Annotated in this window: 18 protein-coding genes; 8 read left to right on the top strand and 10 right to left on the bottom strand. The window is 34.2% G+C overall.

Features of this window, described 5'->3' with window-relative positions; all coding sequences use genetic code 11:
• Window positions 1–19 precede the first annotated feature (19 nt).
• Window positions 20–1870: a glucose PTS transporter subunit IIA gene (locus JF75_RS09610; RefSeq protein ID WP_046332825.1), complete on the bottom strand. Its 1851-nt coding sequence runs from the start codon at window positions 1868–1870 to the stop codon at window positions 20–22.
• A 19-nt stretch (window positions 1871–1889) separates the two neighbouring features.
• Window positions 1890–3365 (bottom strand): glycoside hydrolase family 1 protein, encoded by a 1476-nt coding sequence (locus JF75_RS09605; protein WP_046332824.1) that lies wholly within the window; start codon window positions 3363–3365, stop codon window positions 1890–1892.
• 120 nt (window positions 3366–3485) lie between these two features.
• Between JF75_RS09605 and JF75_RS09600 the strand changes: the two genes are divergently transcribed.
• The 3 genes from JF75_RS09600 (at window position 3486) to JF75_RS09590 (ending at window position 6771) form a co-directional block, all read left to right on the top strand.
• Window positions 3486–4481 (top strand): AraC family transcriptional regulator, encoded by a 996-nt coding sequence (locus JF75_RS09600; RefSeq protein WP_052726920.1) that lies wholly within the window; start codon window positions 3486–3488, stop codon window positions 4479–4481.
• Between the two features lie 227 nt (window positions 4482–4708).
• A complete protein-coding gene (locus JF75_RS09595) occupies window positions 4709–5599 on the top strand; it encodes a DUF3737 family protein (RefSeq protein WP_045928809.1) in 891 nt (296 codons plus the stop codon).
• Between the two features lie 5 nt (window positions 5600–5604).
• Window positions 5605–6771 (top strand): MalY/PatB family protein, encoded by a 1167-nt coding sequence (locus tag JF75_RS09590; RefSeq protein ID WP_046332822.1) that lies wholly within the window; start codon window positions 5605–5607, stop codon window positions 6769–6771.
• On the opposite strand, the gene JF75_RS09585 is transcribed toward JF75_RS09590, so the two are convergent.
• From JF75_RS09585 to JF75_RS09555, 7 genes are all read right to left on the bottom strand, one after another.
• The gene (locus JF75_RS09585; RefSeq protein ID WP_046332821.1) at window positions 6719–6973 is read right to left on the bottom strand and encodes a hypothetical protein; all 255 of its coding nucleotides are present in this window, start codon (window positions 6971–6973) and stop codon (window positions 6719–6721) included. The genes JF75_RS09590 and JF75_RS09585 overlap by 53 nt on opposite strands.
• Window positions 6974–7534: 561 nt before the next feature.
• On the bottom strand, window positions 7535–8020 hold the full coding sequence (locus JF75_RS09580; RefSeq protein WP_046332820.1) for a hypothetical protein: 486 nt from the start codon (window positions 8018–8020) through the stop codon (window positions 7535–7537).
• The gene (locus tag JF75_RS09575; protein ID WP_046332819.1) at window positions 8013–8831 is read right to left on the bottom strand and encodes a DUF3100 domain-containing protein; all 819 of its coding nucleotides are present in this window, start codon (window positions 8829–8831) and stop codon (window positions 8013–8015) included. Before JF75_RS09575 ends, JF75_RS09580 begins: the two co-directional genes overlap by 8 nt.
• A gap of 1 nt (window position 8832) precedes the next feature.
• Window positions 8833–10098, bottom strand: a complete 1266-nt coding sequence (locus JF75_RS09570) for a M20/M25/M40 family metallo-hydrolase (protein WP_046332818.1) — start codon at window positions 10096–10098, stop codon at window positions 8833–8835.
• Window positions 10099–10348: 250 nt separating this feature from the next.
• Window positions 10349–10906: a hypothetical protein gene (locus JF75_RS09565; RefSeq protein ID WP_046332817.1), complete on the bottom strand. Its 558-nt coding sequence runs from the start codon at window positions 10904–10906 to the stop codon at window positions 10349–10351.
• A 109-nt stretch (window positions 10907–11015) separates the two neighbouring features.
• Entirely contained in the window at window positions 11016–11276 is a 261-nt protein-coding gene (locus tag JF75_RS09560) for a hypothetical protein (protein WP_046332816.1), read from the bottom strand.
• A 251-nt stretch (window positions 11277–11527) separates the two neighbouring features.
• Window positions 11528–11893 carry a DUF805 domain-containing protein gene (locus tag JF75_RS09555; protein ID WP_046332815.1) on the bottom strand — a complete coding sequence of 122 codons (366 nt, stop codon included), beginning with the start codon at window positions 11891–11893 and terminating at the stop codon, window positions 11528–11530.
• 160 nt (window positions 11894–12053) lie between these two features.
• Between JF75_RS09555 and JF75_RS09550 the strand changes: the two genes are divergently transcribed.
• The 5 genes from JF75_RS09550 (at window position 12054) to JF75_RS09530 (ending at window position 16281) form a co-directional block, all read left to right on the top strand.
• Window positions 12054–12941, top strand: a complete 888-nt coding sequence (locus JF75_RS09550; RefSeq protein ID WP_046332814.1) for an SDR family oxidoreductase — start codon at window positions 12054–12056, stop codon at window positions 12939–12941.
• Window positions 12942–13085: 144 nt separating this feature from the next.
• The gene (locus JF75_RS09545; RefSeq protein ID WP_046332813.1) at window positions 13086–13571 is read left to right on the top strand and encodes a GNAT family N-acetyltransferase; all 486 of its coding nucleotides are present in this window, start codon (window positions 13086–13088) and stop codon (window positions 13569–13571) included.
• Between the two features lie 45 nt (window positions 13572–13616).
• Entirely contained in the window at window positions 13617–14009 is a 393-nt protein-coding gene (locus tag JF75_RS09540; RefSeq protein WP_046332812.1) for a cytidine deaminase family protein, read from the top strand.
• Complete coding sequence (locus JF75_RS09535; RefSeq protein WP_046332811.1) at window positions 14009–14452, top strand: ASCH domain-containing protein; 444 nt, start codon at window positions 14009–14011, stop codon at window positions 14450–14452. Before JF75_RS09540 ends, JF75_RS09535 begins: the two co-directional genes overlap by 1 nt.
• 275 nt (window positions 14453–14727) lie before the next feature.
• Window positions 14728–16281, top strand: a complete 1554-nt coding sequence (locus JF75_RS09530) for an ATP-binding cassette domain-containing protein (RefSeq protein ID WP_046332810.1) — start codon at window positions 14728–14730, stop codon at window positions 16279–16281.
• Here the strand turns inward: JF75_RS09530 and JF75_RS09525 are convergent.
• On the bottom strand, window positions 16268–17389 hold the full coding sequence (locus JF75_RS09525) for an SLC13 family permease (RefSeq protein ID WP_046332809.1): 1122 nt from the start codon (window positions 17387–17389) through the stop codon (window positions 16268–16270). The two genes, JF75_RS09530 and JF75_RS09525, sit on opposite strands and share 14 nt — an antisense overlap.
• Window positions 17390–17486: the final 97 nt, after the last annotated feature.

Here is a 17486-nt window from a genome sequence, read left to right as displayed (position 1 = left end):
TTTGGTGTATATTTAAATTTTATAATTGCACAGACATTATCTCGTCGAAATCTGCGGCAGGTTTATTTGTCAGAGTGTATTTAATATTTTTAACCTTGTCTTTTGAATTTGTAATTACCACGATGACAGTTGGATCCTTGCCACTATCTTTAACTTGCTTAATATCCATGAATGCAATTTTTTGACCAGAGACAACCTCATCGCCTTCTTTAATAAAGAGCTTAAAGGGATTGCCTTTTAGTTCAACTGTATCAATTCCTAAATGTATTAAAACTTCTAGTCCATTATTTGTGGTAATACCGATTCCGTGTTTTGTTTCAGCCAACATAGTAACTTTACCTGAAACTGGAGCATAGATGCTGCCTTCAGAAGGCTTAACTGCAAAACCGTCACCAATCGTTTTGCTGGCAAAAACCGAATCAGCTACATCTTCCAATGGAATTACAACTCCAGCAGCAGGAGTAGAAAAAGTCATGCTTTGTGTAGAAGTAGGTTTTGTTTCATTTTCCCTAGCAACTTTTCCACCTAAAATTACTGCTACTAGAGCACTAGTTAAGAAAGCTGCTATTAAGCAGATAATCATTAACAAAGCATTGGTAAAACCTTGACCTGCCTTGACATAAACAGGCAGAGAAGTGATGCCGGGCATTACAAATGCATAGCACTTAATACCAAGTAAAACGGTTAGCATGCCACCAACTCCAGAACCACACATTGCTGCTAGCATGGAACTTTTATGAACTACATTAACTGTATAAAGAGCAGGCTCAGAAATGCCTATGAAAGCAGAGAAACTGGTAGATAATCCTGCGGCACGTAATTCTTTATTTTTCATTCTTAAAGAAGTGCCAAAAGCTGCTCCGGATTCGGCCAAATTGTGTACAAAAGACACTGGCAATAAGTAGTCATAGCCTAATGTAGCGATGTTCTGAATTTGAATAGGAGATGTTGATTGATGCATACCTGTTAAAACAATTAATGGCATGAAAAATCCTAATAAAAATCCTGCTAACAAACCTGCTTTATGGAATAACCATACTATGCCATCAGCTAGATACTGACCGCCGTATGCTCCTAGTGGCGCTAAAATCCACATTGCAATTGGCACAGCAGTAATTAAAGTTATGGCAGGAACTACCACCAACTTTAATACGTCGGGTATAAAGCGATCAACAAAATGGTAAATAATGGCCATTAATCCCACGCCTAAAATAACTGGAAAAACAGAAGAGGCGTAGTTAAATACTGGAATATTTAAGCCGAATAATGTCAATCCAGAATGACCACTAGCTATTTTGGCAACAAACGTCGGATAAAGCAATGCACCGGCCATACAAATACCGAGAAATTCATTTAATTTAAATTTGCGTGCTGATGAAATTGCCAGTAAGAATGGCAAAAAGTAAAAAGGAACATCAGCGATTAAATTAAATAGGGCCATTGTGGTGTTTTTTTCGAGTCCTGGTGAAATTGCTAGAACTATTGCCAAGATCCCCTTTAGCATACCTCCTGCAACTAATGCCGGTAAAATTGGTTGAAAAACTCCTGAAATGACATCTAGAATTACTTTTCCAGTGATTTTAAACCTGTGTTTACCTTGATCTTGGCTATTATCACTTTGCTGAGGACCTAGGATTTTCTCAATTTCTGCAAAAACTGAATCCACGTTTGGACCAATTACTATTTGATATTGATTGCTTTTGATAGTAGTTCCAAGAACGCCTTGTAAATTATCAATTTTTGCTAATTTTGCTTTGCTAGCATCTTTTATAGTAAATCTAAGCCTAGTAACACAATGCCAATAGTTATTGATGTTATTATTTCCACCCAGATAATCAATTATTTGGCTAGCCAACTCCTTCTTTTTCATAAATTCTCCTCCTAGATATTTATTTCTTTTTCGACCTAGCTATGTGTTCTTCAATTCGATTCTTATACCAGTAAAATGAGTCCTTTTTGTATCTTTTTCCTGTGCCTTTACCGCCATTATCTAAATCAACATAGATTACACCGTATCGTTTATCCATGGTTAACGGACCGCAAGAAACAATATCGATTATGCCCCACATGGTGTAAGCAATTAAATTTACGCCATCTTTTACAGCTTCATCTAATTGATCTATATGGGCACTAAGATATGCGATGCGATAATCGTCGTGTACTTTGTGATCTGAAGTCAATTCGTCATGAGCACCAATACCATTTTCTGCAACAATAATTGGTAGGTGATAGCGATCATATATTTGGTTAAGAGTGAACCTTAAGCCAATAGGATCGATTTGCCAACCCCACTCGGATTCTTTTAAATAAGGGTTTTTCTTAGTCATAATCAGATTGCCAGCAGTTTGTTCCCAATTATCATCATTGGTAGATACTTGTGAAAAGTAGTATGAGAAGGAAACAAAGCCTACAGTTCCGTCTTTTAATAATTCTTTATCACCGGGCTCAAAGTGAATGTGAACGTTGATTTTATCAAAATAACGTTTCATGTATTCTGGATAATAGCCCCTTGCTAAAACGTCTAAGTAAAACCAATTTGAATACTGGTCATCTTGGATGGCTTGCAAATTGTCTTCCGGCTTTGAAGTAGCTGGGTAAGTAGTGAAACGGGCAATCATACCGCCAATTAGTTTTCCGGGCACAAGCTCGCGTCCTAGTTGCACTGCTCTTGCACTACATAAAAACTGGTGATGTAGGCATTGGAAAATCTCCTGATCCATGTTTTTTTCTGTACCGGGTATTAGGCAAACCCCATCCCAAGGAGAAAATTTAGCAGCGTTTATTTCATTGAATGGCAACCAGTAATCTACCAAGTCACCTAATCTTTTATATAAAACAGTTACATAATTTTCGAAAAATGAAATAATTTTTCTGTTTTTCCAGCCACCGTACTTTTTGACCAAATTAACGGGGATGTCATAGTGAATCATTGTGGCAAAAACTTTTATGCCGTATTTTTTACACTCAGTAAACATATCACGATAATATTTGATTCCTTCTTCATTTGGTTCTTGGTCATCACCATTAGGAAAGATTCTTGACCAACAAATTGAAGTACGAAAAATTTGCAATCCCACTTCTGCCAGCATTTTTATATCTTCTTTATAATGATGGTAAAAATCAATACCTCTTCTGAGGGGATAATATTTTGTTCCCTGATCTTTTAAAGCTTGATCAAATTCTTCTTGTGAAAAAGGATTATTTTGGTGCTTATCTTCAATTTGCTCTGGTGTCCAGCTAGGATCTAGGTAGCGTAAATCTTGCGTAGAAATTCCTTTGCCTCCTTCTTGAAAGCCTCCGTCTGCTTGAGAACATGCAATTGCTCCTCCAAGCAGGTAATTTTTATCATAATCTTTTTTCTTCATATTTATTTATCTCACTTTCTAAGTTTTTGTACCGCTTACAATGCTATAATAATTGGAGTTGTAAATCATTTAAATATCATTAACAGTTTTATTTTTTATCATATTCATTAAGGTAACATTGTGAGCAAATTATTACAGCAAAAAATTTTTCAAACTACAGATAGCGAAGAATGGCATTTACGAAATAAGAACAAATTAAGTCCTTTTTACAAAACATTAAAAACTAAAAATTATCATGGTCATCAAGTATTCTTCTTTGATTTTGTCAATACGTTAAAGGAAAACAAAATAGGTATGATTCGCGAAACAAGATATACAACAATACCACCGCATTTACATAAAGATATGGAAATGAATTATATTTATTCCGGGAAATGTACATTTTTTATTAATGGTAGAAAAATTACTTTGAGGAAAGGTGATGTATGTATTTTAGATACAGATGTTATAAATAGTGCCGCATATAAGGGAACTAAGGACATAGTTTTTAATATAATATTTAAAAAAGAATATTTTTCTTCAAACTTTTTATCACAGTTTAACGGTTCAGATACTTTGAGCAGATTTTTGTTGAATGCAATTATAGGTAAACAAAGCTCCGATAACTTTTTAATCTTTCATACAGAAAACACAAAAAAATTTGCGCAAATTTTTGATATGCTTTTAGAAGAGCATTATTTTCCTAAATCCAATAGTATTAACATAATTGAAAATTATTGTTCGATTTTATTTTTTTATTTGAGCAGGATAATTGGTGATGATAATCAAAATTTAATTGTCAATACGGCCGATAAGAATGTTTTACAGATTTTGCAAACTATTGAGAAGAAAGATGGCAATTGTTCACTCAATGAAGTAGCAAAAGAACTTCATTTTTCTGTTAGCACAATTTATAAGTTGTTAAAAGAAGTAACTGGTAAAAATTTTTCTCAGATTAAAATTGAAACACAGTTAAAAAGAGCAAAATTTCTTCTATCTGAAACGTCATTGCCTATCACTGAAATTATGTTAAACGTAGGTATTAAAAATACAACTTTTTTCTATAGTAAGTTTTATGAAAAATTTGGTGAAACCCCCAAACAATTTAGACAGAAAAATCAGCATTTGCAGATTTAAAAAAATAATAAATGTAATAATTATTTAATAACATTATCATATAGCTTAAAAATATACAATGAGTTTTTAGGCGAATGCTAAAATAAATATGCAGCTAGCGATAAACTTGCTATAACTATTTGTAATAAAAAGACCTAATCAAATAGCATTTTAAGTTGAAAGGTTTTCAGAGGATAATAAAGAATAGGTTTTTTCTATTAATAATACAAAAGAGGAAAGAGATCGGAATGAATATTATCAAAAATCATTTTTTTGAAGGTGAAAGAATTCTTTTTGGACTAAAAGATTCACAGCTGGAAGGAATAACTTTTGGTGAAGGTGAGTCGCCGCTTAAGGAAGCCAGCAAAATTGATATCAAGGATTCTATCTTTAAATGGAAGTATCCATTATGGTACGACAAGGACATTAATGTGGATAATACTGTATTTGAAACTATGGCTCGCAGTGGTATTTGGTATACCAAAAATATTGCTGTTAAAAATTCGGCTTTGCAGGCTCCAAAATTATTTAGAAGAGCAGAAAAAATAGTCCTAGATCATGTTCATTTTGCTAATGCTGCAGAAACAATGTGGACCTGTAAAGATATTAGGATTACCAATAGCCAAGTTAACGGTGACTATTTTGGTAAAGACAGTCAAAACATCTATCTTGATCACGTTAGTATTATTGGTAATTATGCTTTTGATGGTGCCCAAAATGTTGAAGTACATCATTCCACTTTTATTTCTAAAGATGCCTTTTGGAACTGTGAAAATGTTACTGTGTACGATTCAATAATAGATGGTGAATATTTGGCGTGGAACGGACAAAATATCAAATTTATCAATTGTAAAATTGAAAGCGACCAGGGGCTTAATTATATCGACCATCTGGAATTGAAAAATACCAGCTTAATTCACACGGATTTAGCCTTTGAATACGTTTCTAATATTAATGCTAGGGTTTCCAGCAAAATTGACAGTGTGAAAAATCCCATTTCTGGTAAAATTTCTGCTCCTGCAATCGGTAAATTAATTTTGGATCCCCAAAAAATTACTCCTAGTGAAACTGAAATTGACTGTGCTAAAATTGATGCGAAAGTTAATCATTCAGATGAAAATCAGAAACCGAAGGACTAAATATCATGAATAAGTTTGATTTTGTTAATGCACCAGATAGAAGCAATACAGATTCAGTCAAATGGCATGTCAAAAAGGGCGATTTACCGATGTCAATCGCTGATATGGATTTTAAAACAGCACCGGAAATAGTTGCCGCAATGAAAAGGAAAGTTGATCTCGGTGTTTTTGGCTACGAGTGGCCTGAAGATGACTATTTTAAAGCAGTGGCGGACTGGTACGAAAAAGAACATGGTCATCGGCCTCAGCAGGAATGGCTGATTTTTACTACTGGGGTAGTACCCGCAATTTCTTCAATTGTACGGCGGGTTTCCCACATTGGCGATAACGTTTTAGTCCAAGCTCCCGTATATAATGTTTTCTACAATTCAATTGAAAATAATGGTCGACATGTTTTATCCAATGACTTGCAATTTGATGGTGAAAATTATGCAATCAACTGGGATGATCTCGAACAGAAATTAACTTTACCTTTGACAACACTAATGATTTTTTGTAATCCGCATAATCCTATTGGTAAGGTATGGACTCAAGAAGAGGTACAAAAAGTTGCAGAACTATGCTATCAGCATCATGTCATACTTTTGTCTGATGAAATTCATGGCGACTTGGTACGCAAAGGACCAGATTATACCCCAACTTTTTCAGTAAATGGTCCTGCACGCGAAAATGTCATTTCATTAGTTTCACCTAGTAAAACTTTTAACGTTGCTGCACTACACGCAGCAACAGCGATTGTACCAAATAGTAATTTGCGCGCTATGGTTAATCGCGGCCTTAATAGTGATGAGGTAGCTGAACCAAATTTGCTGGCTATACCTGGAACAATTGCAGCATATGAACATGGTCACAATTGGCTAAAGGCGTTGATTAAGCAGCTAAATGTTAATTTCACTTATGCTGAAGAGTTCATCAATAAGAATCTTCCGCAAGTCAAAGTAGTTACAGGCGCAGCAACATACTTAATTTGGCTTGATGTAAGTCAAATTAGTAGCGACTCGCAAAAATTAGCGGAATACTTAGAAAAAACAACTGGTCTGGTTTTGTCACCGGGAAGCATTTATCGTGGAAATGGTCACGACTTTTTGCGTATGAATCTTGCTTGTCCCTTAACCATGGTCAAAGATGGCTTAGAACGATTAAAGGCGGGACTGACAGAATATTTGGCTTGAGAGCTTGCTCCTTAAAATTACTTGTATAAGCAGTGTAAGGCTGATCTAAAATGGCTAGACCGTGACGGTCAATTAAAGCCAACAAGTAACTAATATTAGTCCTGCCAACCCGATAACGCTGACTTAACTCAGTAAAACCGATTTGATAATCGTGCCAAAGATGATAGATTTCAATTTTATCTTGTTTAGATAATTTAGACATAAAAATGACCCCCAAATTTGTCCTAAATTTGGGGGTCACATCATAATTATCATAGTCATTTTTTATTGCCTAAAAATTTTAAGCGTATCAAAAATATTTATAGTATTTTTTGATCCTTACAGATGTTGAAACTATATGTTTCTAAAAATCATATTGTTTCATGTGAAACTGGAAAAGTAACGAGCTAAATAGTTAAAGTAGGAAATTATGTAATATTTCCTGGGAAATATTGCCAAATTGGTTAATACCTGGATAAATCGGTTAAAAGGATTTACTGTCCAGGTATTAAATATATCCTCAAACTCAGTCTATGCAGACATGAATTAACCGGCTTAGATTGATGTTAATTAGTAGTATTGTTTTCAAGTCGGAAATAATGTCATCAAACTAAAAACTGCAGTCAACCATAGAATTCTAAGGTAACTGTAGTTTGTTTCGGTAAAATATATTGCGTAAATAGCTTTTTCTTTCAATCCATATAACATTATATATGTGCAAAAAGAAAAAGCCGTTTAAACTAGTTAAAGTTAACGCGACTTTTAACTTTTCAAAAAAATACTTTTAGCTAAGATTAAGGGCAATTTGTGAGATTAAGGTGTCCATAAAGTACATACCAAAGAAAACAAAAATTGCTACGATTAAAATCTTCCAAGATATTTTAGTCAGTTCTTTCAAACGATGGGTAACTGATATTCCTGCAAATGCTAGAACAGAAGTTGTTAATGAAAGAAAGTCTACAGCATTAATAACGCGAACACAGTAGGGACTAAGCAAACAAAAAATTAGAGAAACAATTGAAACCCAGCCTAGAATAGGGAAGCCCTGAATGATTTTCCAAGGTACTTTTTTCATCAGCATACTGATAACTATGCCTAATAGCGAAAAAAGCCATAACATTCCCAGGCCAATGAACGTATCAGTGGTGATTGGCGTGCTTTTGGGATTTCTAATTAATTTAATCCATTGAACAAATAGTACAAAGCTAATACTGAGTAAAAGGATTACAGCGTCTTTAACTAATTCGTATAGGTTATTTTCCTTAGTCATGATCTGGATAAACTTCTTTCTTTTTATCTAACAAGCTGGTAATGTGGGTGTACATAAATCTTTGCAGAGGTACTGCGAGGAAGTACATGATATAAGTGCCAATAAAACTAGTTAGTAACTGACTAGCCGCAGCAAATGACAAAATAGTATCACTGTGCTTTGGTACTAAAGCTGCTAAGGATGTCGAAGCAGCAGTCATCATTGAACTAGAACCAACACCAGCACTCATTGCGACAGCTTTATAGTTAAAGCCCATACCTAGAAGCAGTGGAGCAAGGATTGAAAAGATAATTGAACCGAAAATAGTACCAATTAAATAAATTCCGAGTACTCCACGACCTTCGGGAGAGTTTAACGTGTATTTTTCACTGATATATGCTAGTTCTCCTTCACGACCTAAGCCTAAGGTTGAACCTATAGCTTCTTCTCTTAAGCCAAGTAATAACGCTACAGGTAAGCCGAAGATAATTGTGCCTAAATTACCTAACTCATGGACTAGAAAAACCCAACCAACAGAAATAATTTCATTGATTTTAGGGGCCACATTAGCACCATAACGTGCCATTAAAGGCAACATGATAAGAATCATGTATTTGCCGGCAAATTGCACTCGCTTATCGTTATAGAGTTTTTTAATAGGCTTTGCTGGGATCAGATAAATTAAAATTGCAATAATTACTGCAAATACAAGGGGGAGAATAGAGATTTCTATTTTGCCGATTTTAAATACTTGGGTACTGATCATTTCAGAAACGGTATCTATTAACAACACTAAAATGATTAGCGGGCCATATACTTTTAAATATTTCATTTTATTTTTCCATCTTTTCTAATTCAGTTAGATATTCTTCTTTTGTTTTCTTATAGGTTTTTACCTGATCTAAGTTATTTGAAATCTTAAGAATACTGTTAAAGACAAACTCAGGAAAAATTGCAAGTACAAATTCAGGATCAACTAAGGTAAAATCATCACCATGAATGGTTCCGTTCCAACCGCCATAACCGATTTGAATGGTTGGTATTAAGAAACTGACATCTCCAATATCACCTGCTGCCATTGTGTAGCCGCGGTCTTCTATTAAACCAGGAATTTTTTCATTTGCAGAAAAGACGTCTTTTACAATAGCACTCATACTTTTACTGGAGATCAGAGGCAGATAGCCAACTTGCCTTTCAGATTCAACAGAGCCACCAAGTGCCGATGCGCAGCCTTCCGCTGCCTGTTTAAACCGATTCATTAGTTTTTGTGCGTTGTCTATATCGAAAAATCTTAAGTCTGTACCCATTTTAATGTGATCAGGTATGACATTAATTGATTCATGATTTTCGCCGACAATTACTGGATTAAATCTTATGCGATTGGGATCTTTAACTTGTTGACGCTGCAAGGCTAAAGCGGTATTAAATAGTGTTGCTATACTTTGAGCATTAATACCTGCATCAGGGGCAAAGGCTGCATGACTGGCCTTGCCATAAAAATCGAAATATTCAAAGTTAAAACCAGCAAGATCACAATTAATTTCGATAGTGCGTTCATCAAAATCTTCGCCGATTGCATGAACTGAAACACAATAGTCAATATCGTCAAAAATGCCGAGTTTGATAGCTTCTTGCTTGCCACCGAAGTAATCTATTTTACCTGCCTCTTTTTGTTCTTTTCTCCAAGCAAGATCAACAAACTCTTCTGAAGGAGTGAAGATAAATGCTAGATTAGCACCAAAATCTTCAAGTCGGTGATTGCTAATTATTTCATTCAAGATTGCAAGTGCGGTAGTGACTTGGGTGTAATGACCACAAGCTTGAGCAGCACCGGTATTTGTATCTGCTAGTTTGTGATTAGGCTGATAGAGTGAATCTATTTCAGCGATAATGCCAATGGTTTTCTGGCTGCCATTAGTTAGGTCCACTTTTAAACCAGTATCTAGATAATGTTCGACTTTTAATCCGGGACTAATTTTGTGAATCTCATCTTCAATCTTTTTAGATGTTTTAAATTCTTTATAACCAAGTTCTGGATTATGAAGTAAAAAATCAGCAGTTTCAGTTAGTTTAGCATAGTATTTTTGAAAACTTGACATTGTATCCTCACTTTTTGTTTTATTATTATCATATGTGACAATAATAAGAATAAAATAAAATTAGCAACTATGCAAGAACAAAAATATTAGCTTGTGTTATTAAAGTTCGTATTTTATAATTTTTTCTATCAAAATATGTTACTAGAGGGTAGGTATTAATATTTGGACGAAAAGAAAAAACAACTACCACAATGTAGTTACTTTACTGGATAACTGATTCATACTTTAAATTAAACTAAAAAACAGTTAATTACTTTTTAGAGTTATTTTTCTGAAAATGTTGCGCAAGCTGTAGAGCAATTGTGACATAATCAAGAATAGTTGAAACAGCTAGAATAATGCCTTTGAAATCAAATGTATCTTCAAAAATTAGTGGTAATTGCGCACCTAGCGCAATAAATAAAACAATAATTAAGAGTTTAGCTGGAGAAATTTTACCGTTATTGCTCATAAATTTATCTAATAAGGTTTCAATTCTGTTTGTTGTTTGTGGTGCCAGTTGCATTTTCTTAGTAAGCTGCTTTAAAAAGGTTTTGTTTTTAAAGACAGAAACCAGCTGATCACTAGTTTCTGCAGATAATTTTTTTAATTGGGTTGCAATATGCTTATTGTGTTTTGCACAGACTTGTAATAAATTTTGAATTTGGTGTAATTTAGCTATATTCCACGAATAATTATTTAAATTAAATCTATCCCAAAATTGTGGTATGTCTGCAGCTGTCTGATTTAATTGATTACTAATCTGCTGCAAACTTCCAGTGTGCCATAAATGTTGTGACCAATTTACTAACTGGTTTTTAATATTCATAAATATACTCCAATCGCCTTAATTATATCAAGAATAAAAGATATACAAAGTTTATATGCTCGGCTAAATACTCAATTCTTGTTTCATGTGAAACATCATCTTTAGCTAATTAATAACAGCGATTTAGTTGCTTTTTGTCGATCCATTGCCTCGAAGGCTTTCCCAAAATTTTGATTAATTCACCGTTAGCGTTAGGAAAGTTAAGATAGTCTGACTGATAATTGCCATTTCTAAAGTTAGGCTTGTTAAGATAGTTACCATAGAATTCTGCTAAACAGGCTGGACATTGATCACAACCATTTGTAAATGGTGCAATAACGAAGGCTATAGTTTCAAGCGTGGCTGAAAAATCATGGCATTCGCCAATCAATGTCTTCTAAGTAAAATGCCCTTGATGAAGGATTAACTGTTTTTGTAATTGCCTTTTAGTTGAAAAATGAAGCTGCAAAAACATAGTATGGACGTATGCAGGGATAAGCGCAAAAAGTGGTTAACGGAAATATTGGTTGGAAAAGAAAAAGTGCAATAATTGCACTAAAGGTACACTATTGCACATAGTTTATATTATTTTATATTAAACAGAGTAGCACGGGTAGGTTGAAGCAAAAGATTAACATTATTTTAATCATAATTATTTGCTTTTGACGGTAGCAGCATTAGAATAATAAACCAAATATCTCCAATGATTGGTATTATCATAATTAGAACCCACCAGCCAGAGCGATTAGTATCATGTAAACGACGAAAACGCAGAGATAGCATTGCAATCCAGACAACGAAGGAAATAATGAGAGAACTAGTCTTAATACTCCAATCGCCCCAATTATAAATATCATTAATTGAATGGCCTAATAAACCTTCGACTAAATGCATTAAAACAAAAGCTAATACCCAGTTAATAATTACTGGCCACCAATATTCAGAACGATTAGCAGTACCAGAAAAATTAAAGATATTCTGCCAGAATTTTTTATAAGAATTAAGCATTAAATTTTTCCTCCTGTTTATACCTCATAAATTCATCATAGAACAAAGAAAGTAATAGAGCAAAGATAATGTACTTTTGTGCATTAATAAGCATTATTTTTGTTTTATTATTATAAAAGCGGTATCTTGAACTTGAATTCATTGAAGGGAGAAAGTACAAATGGACAATAAATTATCAGACCCGTTAAAACGTTATCATCATGATGATTTTCCAAAGCAATCACAAGAATATCCAGGACTGCAAAGTAAAATGGATCCAGTACCTGCTGGAGACATGAATGACTATGAAGGCCACGGCTTATTAAAAGGCCGTCATGCCCTTATTACTGGAGGTGACTCTGGTATTGGTCGTTCTGTAGCAATTGGCTTTGCTAAAGAAGGAGCCGATGTCGCCATTCAGTATCTGCCAGAAGAAGAATCTGATGCTAAAGATACAGCTGAATTGATTAAAAAGGCTGGACGTAAAGCAGTTTTGCTGCCAGCTGATTTCCGTAAACGCGGCGAAGCAACGAAAGTTGTTGAAAAAGCTGTCAAAGAATTGGGCAGCTTAGAATTATTGGTAATGAACGCAGCTATCCAACAAAATGTTGATGGCATAGAGAATTTATCAATGGATCAAGTTCACGATACTTTTGAAGTTAATATCATTTCAATGTTTGAGATGGCTAAGGCTGCAGTACCGCATATGAAGCCTGGCAGCGTAATTCTGACCTCAACTTCTTTAGAAGGCTTCAGTCCATCACCAATATTGCTTGATTATGCAGCTACCAAAGCAGCAATTGTCAGCTTTTCAATTAATTTGGCTCAAAGTCTTGCTCCTAAAGGAATTAGAGTTAACAGTGTTGCACCTGGTCCTGTTTGGACACCTCTGCAAGTTTGTGGTGGTCAGCCAACCGATGCTCTTGCTACATTTGGTCAGCAAGTACTGTTGAAACGCGCAGGACAACCTGATGAAATAGCTCATGTTTATATTTTCTTGGCTTCAAACTTGGCAAGTTATGTGACAGGCCAAGTATATGGTGCCACAGGTGGACCAGCTATTAATTAAGGAATAATAAATAAAATTTAATTTCCGTTTTTGCTTCCGTGTAAGCAAAAGCGGATTTTTTATGCAAAATTTGCTTTTTGGATAGGGCTTCAGTATATTAAATAATTAATTAGTATTTAATATCCAAAGAATAGGGGTGAAGAAATGAATAAAAGTATTTTTCGAAAAATAGCACTACTGTCGCAAAAAAATGCCAGGATTATCGCAGATGAGTGGCATTACGACGGACAATATGCTTTTTACGATATGAAAAATGATCAAGAAGATTATGATGAAATAATTTCTCCCAAATTGCGTAAAAATAACTACTTTCAGGTTTTGGATACAAACGACAACTTAGTCGCCTTCTTTTGTCTTGATCCAGATAAGAAGAAAAGAGAACAAGTTGAAGTTGGGTTGGGACTAGCTCCTAATCTAACTGGTCATGGTCTAGGCAGCGAATTTATAACTGTCATTGAAAATTTTGTCAAAGATAACTATGACTATCAAGTAATTGTTTTATCCGTTGCTGACTTCAATTTGCGTGCAATTAAGGTCTACCAAAGAGCTGGTTATGTCAAAAGAAATACTGAGATGGTACATTCAAATGGTGGCAGCTATAAATTTGATATCATGTCAAAGAAAATTTGAGTTTAGCTTTATAGATATTTTATGAAAGAATTGCAGGTGGAAATAATGGACAAAACATGGCAAAAAATGTCTGAAGCAGCGAAAAAAGTGCAAGGGTTCACTGCTATTGGTCCTCATATGGAAGCTGGTGGTGTCGCTGCTGCTGTTCTAGCTGAATCAGGAAAAATTTATACGGGAGTTTGTGTTGACACAGCGTGCGGATTAGGCGTCTGTGCGGAACGCAGTGCTCTTTTTAATATGATTACCAATGGTGAAACCAGAATTAGCCGGGTTTTAGCTTTAATGGCAGATGGTAAAAATGGTGCTCCATGTGGAGCCTGTCGCGAATTTATTGTTCAGTTAATGGAAAAAGATTATCAGCAAGTTGAAATTATGCTGGACTATGAAAAGGACAAAGTCGCTACAATGGGCGAACTAACTCCAGAATGGTGGCTGTAATGGATAATGATGTAAAACAATTTTGGCAGGATTTTTGCCTTAAGCATAATTTGGCTACTGGCACTAAAGTTGACGCTTGGGCTTTTGGTTCTAATAAAAAAGATGCAGATGAATTGGCTGAGCTAGTTGACAAAGGGATTAAAACTGCCACAACTTCAGAATATATACCGGGTGATGAAGATATGCCTAAAGCTGGCGATTGGAACATAATTCTTGATAGTCAGGGTGACCCTGTCTGTGTTGTTCAAAATAAAGTGGTAGAAATTATCCCTTATAATCAAATTTCCGCAGAGCATGCTTATCATGAAGGTGAAGGAGATCGCAGTTATCAGTACTGGCGCAAAGTTCATGATCAATTCTTTGAAGATGAATTTAAAGCCAATGGTCAAAAATTTTATCCACAGGCACCAATGGTATGTGAGATTTTTGAAAAAGTTGAATAATTGAGCTGTTGAAAAATGAAAGAAATATGATATAGTTAAGACAATTTAGGAAAAGAAGGTATTGCAAAAATGGAGAATTAATTTCTGATTTTATTAGTAAGCAAAAAAGTTTGATAACCAATGCTTTTATCACGCATTTTTGCCGATAATCAGAAATTAGTACTGTTCTCTATTAAGGTGGTTCTTTAGTTTCACTGGCTTTTTGTGCACTGCTAATCAAATTATGGGCAATTTGGTTATCAGTGCTTTTTCTTTAGCAAAAAGCAGGTGTTAATATGGAATACATTAAAATTACTAATCTTAAAGTAGATTATCAAGGTGAGGTTTTATTTCAAGCTCCTCATTTAAATGTTCAAGACCGACAAATAGTTGGTTTGATAGGTGATAATGGTGTAGGTAAAACTACGTTGGTCAACATTATTGCTGAAAAGCCTATAATTTTTGGGATAGAAGGGCAAGTTAAACGAAATTGTCATATTGTTTTAGTACCACAAATTTTAAATAACAGTGAGCAAAGTGGTGGAGAAAAGGAAAAAGCAGTTATTATTCAAGCATTACTTCAGATAAATCAAACTCAGAATTCTCTGCTAATTTTGGATGAGCCGACATCTAATTTAGATATTGAGCAACAGAAATGGTTAATTAAAGTCTTAAACGGCTTAAAACAGCCACTTTTAGTAATAAGTCATGATCAGACTTTTTTAAGCAAGCTTGTCAATGTTATTTGGCAGATCAAAAACCAGCAAGTTTATGAATTTAAAGGTACTTATGAAGAATACCAGCAATTTCTTAGAGCACAAGAAAAAAGGCAGAACACTCAGTATTTTCAAAAACAAGTTGAGATTAAAAGACTAAAAAAGAACCAACAAGAATTTGCAACTAGGGCTAAAAAATCTACTAAGAAAAAGAAAAATATTTCCTGGTCTGATTGGAAAATAAAAGATAGTAGCGGTTTAGAGAAAAGTCTTTTTCGTAAAAGTACTTTACTGAAAAGGCGTATAGCTAAAGCAGAAACAACGCTGGAAAAGCCGCAAGTTCATCAGCCAATCACTTTAGGCAATATTGAAAATATGAACCTGGAGTTGTCACAGAAAAGCAGCATAGTCAGATTCGAAACTCAAAGTGTTACTCTACATAAAAAGCAATTATTTAGTATAACTAAAGAGTTGAAGATTAAAGGAAAAGAAAAAATAGCGTTAACCGGAAAAAATGGTGCTGGAAAATCAGTTTTTTTAGCAAAATTATTTCACAAAGAACTGGCTGTTTGGCTTAATTCGCAGCTAAAAATGGGCTATTTCAAACAAAATATGGCGCAGGAAACTGAAGAAACAGCTACAGTAAAAGAGGTAATATATAAAAACAGCATTTTTAATAAAACCACTACAATGCAGCTTTTAGGTGACTTGCATTTGCAAAGATCTTTGGATAATCACGTTAGTTCTTTGAGTGGAGGACAGCTTGTTTGTTTTAAATTGGCAAAAGTGCTTTTAGGTGAACATAACTTGCTGATACTTGATGAACCGGACAATTTCTTAGACATTTCATCTATTAATGCTTTAGAAGAATTTCTAAGAAACTATCCGTTTGCTGTTATTATAGTTTCTCACGATCAGAACCTGTTAAAAAACTTAAACTTTACTTCTTGGAAAATAAAAAATCACAAGTTAATAACTCCCAGTGATTTCTCGAGTAAAGAAAATGCTAAAATTGCTAATCAGATCAGTTTATTACAATTCAAATTAGACCAACTGATTTCCGATCCTAATGCTTCATTTAATGACATTGAAAATATTTCCCGGGAAATAAATAGAATTTCTAAAAAGAACTAAGTTTTATTAATTGGGGTAATAGCAGGAAAATTATTGTAGCTAAAACAATTAAAAAAATAAAATTAATTGTCAAAAAGCCTAATAATACTTGCCTGCCATGTACGTGGGCTTGCTTTAAAGCTAATAAATTTGCAAATGATGCTAATGGAATCCCTAATCCACCGACATTAACGCCAAGAAAGATTGCTGTGATATCTGTGCTGAAGCGTGTAATTAGGAAAGTAGCCGGAACATTGCTGATTACTTGGCTCAATAATATACCAGTTAAATAGGTGATAAAGAAACTCTGTTTTAAAAGCTGGGTTACAAGCGTAATGATAAATTTTTGTCTTCCTAAAATGCCTACTATCAGGAAAAAGCCGATAAAAGTAATTAAAGTACCATAATCAACTTGTGTAAAAACAAAACGGTTTGTAATTAAAATGACTGCCACAACAGCAATTGTAGTATAAATTAGCGGTACGAAATGAAGTACTCCTGCAAGTGTAACTATTAGTAGTGCAAAAGCAATGATTAGAGAAATTGGTTTTACCTCATAGTCTGTTTGTTTTAAAACTGGAAGTGGAGTTGCTGGAATTACAAATGTTGTTAACAAAATTAAAACAAAACTAATTAGGAACAATGGGAGTGAAATTTTGAAAAAATTAGCCGTAGAAAGCTGATAATGATTATAGAGATAGAGGTTCTGCGGATTACCGAAAGGAGCCAATGCACTTCCTAGATTTGCTGCAATTGTGATTAGTGCCAAAGGAAAAGTAAATGGTCCATGAACCTGCTTGTGAATAACTAAAAATAATGGTATTAAGCTTAGGATCGCAACATCATTAGTTAAAAACATAGCTAAAAATCCTGCTAATAGAACTAATAACTGAGTAACTTGTCTATGGGTATGAGCTAGATTGATGATTTTTTGACTTAAGTAGTCCAATGCCTTAATGTTAATCAAATATTGTGTGACAAGCATTAAACTAAATAAAGATAAAATTGTTTGCCAGTTAACATCGGATATTTTTGGCAGGGTGCGACAAATCACACAAACTAAAAATAAAATTAGAAGAGTAGCCCACATTATTTTTTGCTGCTTAATGATTTTATTGACTGCTTTCATGCTGCATCACTCTTTTAGAAATAACCTGCTCAAAATTTTTAACTTAAATATTTTACTACGAAAAGTAAACAAGAGTTAATTTTTTACATAAATAACT

Source organism: Lactobacillus kimbladii, assembly GCF_000970755.1.
Classification (GTDB): Bacteria; Bacillota; Bacilli; order Lactobacillales; family Lactobacillaceae; genus Lactobacillus; species Lactobacillus kimbladii.
Note: the sequence above shows the minus strand (reverse complement) of the source record. Positions and strands in the feature narration are given on the sequence as shown.